The organism is Asanoa siamensis (assembly GCF_016862555.1).
In the GTDB taxonomy this organism is placed as follows: Bacteria; Actinomycetota; Actinomycetes; order Mycobacteriales; family Micromonosporaceae; genus Asanoa; species Asanoa siamensis.
The window spans coordinates 1-4,576 of record NZ_BONE01000171.1 but is presented as its reverse complement, the minus strand read 5'-3'; the positions used below and the strand labels follow the sequence as shown (position 1 = coordinate 4,576).

General features: G+C 74.1%; 4 protein-coding genes. 3 read left to right on the top strand and 1 reads right to left on the bottom strand.

What is annotated here, in order from left to right:
* Positions 1-65 precede the first annotated feature (65 nt).
* Positions 66-1,082, bottom strand: a complete 1,017-nt coding sequence (locus Asi02nite_RS40900) for an EamA family transporter (protein WP_203719427.1) — start codon at positions 1,080-1,082, stop codon at positions 66-68.
* A 67-nt stretch (positions 1,083-1,149) separates the two neighbouring features.
* On the opposite strand from Asi02nite_RS40900, the gene pdxR reads away from it, so the two are divergent.
* From pdxR to Asi02nite_RS40885, 3 genes are read left to right on the top strand one after another with little or no spacing between them, the layout of a single operon-like run.
* Positions 1,150-2,541 (top strand): MocR-like pyridoxine biosynthesis transcription factor PdxR, encoded by a 1,392-nt coding sequence (gene pdxR / locus Asi02nite_RS40895; RefSeq protein WP_203719426.1) that lies wholly within the window; start codon positions 1,150-1,152, stop codon positions 2,539-2,541.
* Between the two features lie 10 nt (positions 2,542-2,551).
* Positions 2,552-4,174, top strand: coding sequence for a DUF885 domain-containing protein (locus Asi02nite_RS40890; RefSeq protein ID WP_203719425.1), 1,623 nt, complete (start codon positions 2,552-2,554; stop codon positions 4,172-4,174).
* Entirely contained in the window at positions 4,171-4,575 is a 405-nt protein-coding gene (locus tag Asi02nite_RS40885) for an ASCH domain-containing protein (protein ID WP_203719424.1), read from the top strand. The genes Asi02nite_RS40890 and Asi02nite_RS40885 overlap by 4 nt, the downstream gene beginning before the upstream one ends.
* The last annotated feature ends 1 nt before the right edge of the window (position 4,576 follow it).

Below are 4,576 nucleotides of genomic sequence, written 5' to 3'. Positions count from 1 at the left end.
GCCTTCGGCTATGCCGACGCGGTGAGACTGGCGGAGCGCTCCTGACCCGCGGCCGCGGCCTTCGGCTATGCCGACGCGGTGAGGCTGGCGGAGCGCTCCTGACCCGCGGCCGCCGCGCCGTCTTTGCCACCCCTCGACCCTGAGGCGCTCTGACCAGCAGCTCCAGCCGCGGCGGGCTTGTCCGTCTTGCCGGTCAGGCCGAAGGCCAGTCCGGCCGCCACAGTGAGCACCCCCAGGGCCGGCCCGATGCCCGGCACGGCCATGGCCATCACCGCCGCCGTGGTCAGGGTCGCGACCGGCATCAGGCCGACCAGGATGCCCGCGCGGGCGACGCCGAGGCGTTCCAGGCCGATGAACCAGAACACGAACGCGACCACCGTCATCAGCACCGCCAGATAGGCCAGGGCGCCCGTCTCGGTCGCCGTCGGGAGGCGCCACGCCGCGGGTTCTCCGGCCACCAGCGCGCCCAGCAGCAGCAGCGGCACCGCCAGCGCGCAGCTGTAGGCCGCCACCCGGACCGCGCCGAGGCGGGGTAGGACGATCGCCGCGAGCAGGGAGAACAGGATCTCGCCCACCAGGGCGCCGGCGGCGCCCAGGACGCCGACCGTGGTCGCGCGTCCGGTGCCCTCGACCAGCACCGTGCCGGCGACGACCACGGCGGCCGCGGCCACGATCCGGGTGCTCGGCCGGGCGCGGCCGCCAGCGACCAGCGGGCCGACCAGCGGGCCGAGCAGCGCCAGGCCGAGCGGCGCCGCGCCGATGATCGTGCCGACGACGGCCGGCTCGGTGTCGTGGTGCAGCGCCAGCATGATGCACGCGTTGAAGCCCGCCATCCCGGTCGCCGCGACCACCAGCAGGATGCCCAGCTCGCGGACCGTCGGGCGGACGCCAGGCGTCGAGCCCCCGAGCCGGGGGAACCGGTGCGCGATCAGGAACAGCATCGCGGCCGCCGCGGTGTAGCGGATCGCCTGCGCGGTCAGCGTCGGATAGTCGAGCAGCAGTTGGCTCACCGCGACGGAGCTGCCGACCAGCGTCATGCCCAGCACGCAGAAGCCGACGGCGGTGCCCTTGGAGATGGTCATGCGCCCGACGCTATGAGCAGAATGGTCCGGCAGACAGGTCCACTCACGAGCCGTTTGAGGAGACCACATGGAGGCGTTGCTCGACCTCGACCGCTCCCGGCCGGGCCTCGGCGACCAGTTGACGACGGCGCTGCGGGCCGCGATCGCCGACGGCCGGCTGGTGCCCGGCGTCCGACTGCCGTCGAGCCGCCAGCTCGCAGCGGACCTGCGCGTCTCCCGCGGCGTCGTGACCAGCGCCTACGAACAGCTCGTCGCGGAGGGCCGGCTGACGGCCGAGCCCGGCTCGGGCACGCGCGTCGCCCTTTCCTGCTCTGCACCCATCGACGCACCACCGGGTCCGGAGGGTGGTGCGTCGATGGGTGCAGAGCAAAGCTTCGGCGCGGGGCTGCCGCCGGACCTGCGGCCCGGCCAGCCCGACCTGTCGGCCTTCCCGCGGGCCGCCTGGCGCCGTGCCTACGAGCGCGTCCTCGCCACCGCGACCCCCGCCGACCTGGGCTACGCCGACGCGACCGGCCCGCCCCGGCTGCGCCGTACCCTCGCCGACTACCTCGGCCGGGTCCGCGCCGCCCGGCTCACCGCCGACGACGTCATCGCCACCACCGGTGCCGCGCAGGCGTTCGCGCTGATCGCCCACCACCTGCGGATGACGGGCGCCGACCGGATCGGCATCGAGGATCCCGGCAGCCCGGGCATCCACGCCCACATGGTCGCCCAAGGGCTGCGGCTGGTGCCGATCCCGGTCGACGCCGACGGTCTCGACGTGGCCGCCCTGGAGCGCAGCGGCGTCCCGGCGGTGCTGGTCACTCCCGCGCACCAGTACCCGACCGGCGTCGTCCTCGCGCCGCACCGGCGGGCCGCATTGATCGCCTGGGCCCGGGCCACCGGCGGGCTGATCGTCGAGGACGACTACGACGCCGAGTTCCGCTACGACCGTGACCCGGTCGGCTGCCTGCAGGGTCTGGCGCCGGACGTGGTCGCGCACCTCGGCTCGGCCAGCAAGGCGCTCGCGCCCGCCCTGCGGCTCGGCTGGCTCTGCCCGCCGCGCGACCGGCGCGCGTCGGTGCACGCCGCCAAGGTGGCCGCGGACTACGGCGGCCCGGTGCTCGAACGGCTCGCGTTCGCGGAACTGCTCGCGACCGGCGGGTACGACCGCCACCTGCGCCAGTCGAGGCGGGCGTACCGCCGGCGCCGGGACGCACTGGTCGCCGCCTTGGCAGCGCACCTGCCGGGCACCAGGGTCCACGGCGTCGCCGCCGGGCTGCATCTCGTGGTCGAGTTGCCGCCGGGCACCGACGACGCCGCGCTGGCCGCGCGGGCACACGCCGCCGGCCTCGGCCCGGTGCCTTTGAGCGCCACCCGCCTCACCCCGGGCGGGCCGCCGGGTCTGGTCATCGGGTACGCCGGCCAGTCACCCGACCGCATCGCCGCGAGCGTCCGCCGGCTCGGCGAGATCGTCTAGGTTGGACCCCATGCCCGACTTCGTGCCTCTCGCCGAGCGGATCGTCGACGCCCTGCTCGACAGCGACCCGCACCTGGCCGCGTCCGCCGGCGACCATCGCCTCGACGGTGAGCTGCCCGACCTGTCGCCCGACGGGGTCATGGCGCGGTTCGCGATGCTGCGGGACGCCAGCGGCGCGCTGGCCGAGGTCGACAGCGACGCGCTCGACCCGCAGGAGCAGGTCGACCACGCGATCCTGAACGCCCGCGTCGAGCGGGGCATGTTCGAGCTGTCGGAGGTGCGCGAGCACGAGTGGAACCCGCTCGCGCACAACCCGGGCGACCTGATCCACGAGCTGATCGCGCGCCCGTTCGCCCCGGTCGACGTACGCCTGGAGAGTTTGACCCAGCGATTGGAGGCGGTGCCCGACGCGCTGGCCATCGCGCGGTCGATCCTGAAGGAGATGCCGCGGGTCCACGTCGAGACCGCGATCGGCCAGTTCACCGGCACGGCCGCGCTGGTCCGCGACGAGGTGCCGGCGATGCTGGCGGAGGCGCCGCCGATGCGGTCCACCGTCGAGCCGGCCGCCGCCGCCGCGGTCGCGGCGCTGGAGGAGTTCGCCGGTTGGCTGCGCGAGCGGTTGCCCACCGCCGACCGTGACCCGCGGCTGGGCCGCCGGCTGTGGGAGGCGCGGCTCTGGCACACGCTCGACACCGAGCTGACCGCGGGCCAGGTGCTCGACAAGGCCAGGGAAAACCTGGAGCGGGTCGGCGCCGACCTGCGGCGCGCCGCCGCCGAGCTGACCGGCGGGCCCGCGACCGACGAGACGGTCCGGGAGGCGCTGGGCCGCCTCGGTGCCGAGCACCCCGACAACGACACGATCGTCGACCTGGCGAAGCGGACGATGGTCGAGACCACGGATTTCGTACGCGAACACGACCTGGTGTCGCTCGTCGACGACCCGTGCGTGATCCAGGAGATGCCGGAGTTCGCCCGCGGCGTCGCGGTCGCCTACTGCGACTCGCCCGGGCAGCTCGAGACCGCCGAGCTGCCGACGTTCTACTGCATCTCGCCGACCCCGGCCGACTGGTCGGCGGAGCGGGTGGAGTCGTTCTACCGCGAATACAACAACCACATGATCCGCAACCTGACCGTGCACGAGGCGATGCCGGGGCACTACCTCCAGCTCGCGCACTCGCGCCGGTTCCAGGGCACGACCCGGGTCCGCAAGCTCGGTGTCTCGGGCCCGTTCGCGGAGGGCTGGGCGGTCTACGCGGAGGAGATGATGACGGGGCTGCGCTTCGGCGGCCTGCCGATCCGCCTCCAGCAGCTCAAGATGCAGCTCCGCATGACCATCAACGCGATCCTCGACCAGGCCGTCCACTGTGACGGGATGACGCAGGACGAGGCCATGGCGCTGATGACGGGCCCGGGCTTCCAGGAGGAGGGCGAGGCGGCCGGCAAGTGGCGCCGCGCGCTGCTCACCTCGACGCAGCTCTCCACCTACTTCGTGGGCTACCAGGAGATCCTGGACACCGCGCTGCGCCGCCCGGCCGGCACGGGCACCCGGCAGTGGCACGACGCGATGATCGCCCACGGCTCGCCGCCGCCGCGCCACCTGCCCCTCCTGCTCGGTCTGGAGCCCCGCGCGTGAACCTCGACGATCTGCCCACGGCCGAGTTCGCCTTCCCCGGCCCGCTGCGCGACAAGCTGGTCGGCGCGATCCTGTCCGGCGCGAAGACCAGCACGTCGGCGCTGCTCGCGGGCTACGTCGACGAGCCGCTGCCGGTCGAGGGCCAGGTGTCGGCGGTGCTCGACTCCGACGGCAACCGGGTCGCCGCGATCGAGCTCACCGAGGTGCGGGTGGTCCGCCTCGGCGACGTCGACCTGCGGCACGCGCGTGACGAGGGCGAGGGCTTCAGCTCGGTGGCCGAATGGCGACAAGGCCACGAGACGTTCTGGCACAGCCCGGAGGTACGCGCCGAACTCGGCGACCCGGAGTTCACCGTCGACGACGACACGATGATCGTCACCGAACGGTTCCGGCTGCTCTAGA

What these genes read in the sequence shown, in the direction of transcription:
- Asi02nite_RS40900 (WP_203719427.1), bottom strand. Translation starts at nt 1,082, where the DNA reads ATGACCATCTCCAAGGGCACCGCCGTCGGCTTCTGCGTGCTGGGCATG.
- pdxR (WP_203719426.1), top strand. Translation starts at nt 1,150, where the DNA reads ATGGAGGCGTTGCTCGACCTCGACCGCTCCCGGCCGGGCCTCGGCGAC.
- Asi02nite_RS40890 (WP_203719425.1), top strand. Translation starts at nt 2,552, where the DNA reads ATGCCCGACTTCGTGCCTCTCGCCGAGCGGATCGTCGACGCCCTGCTC.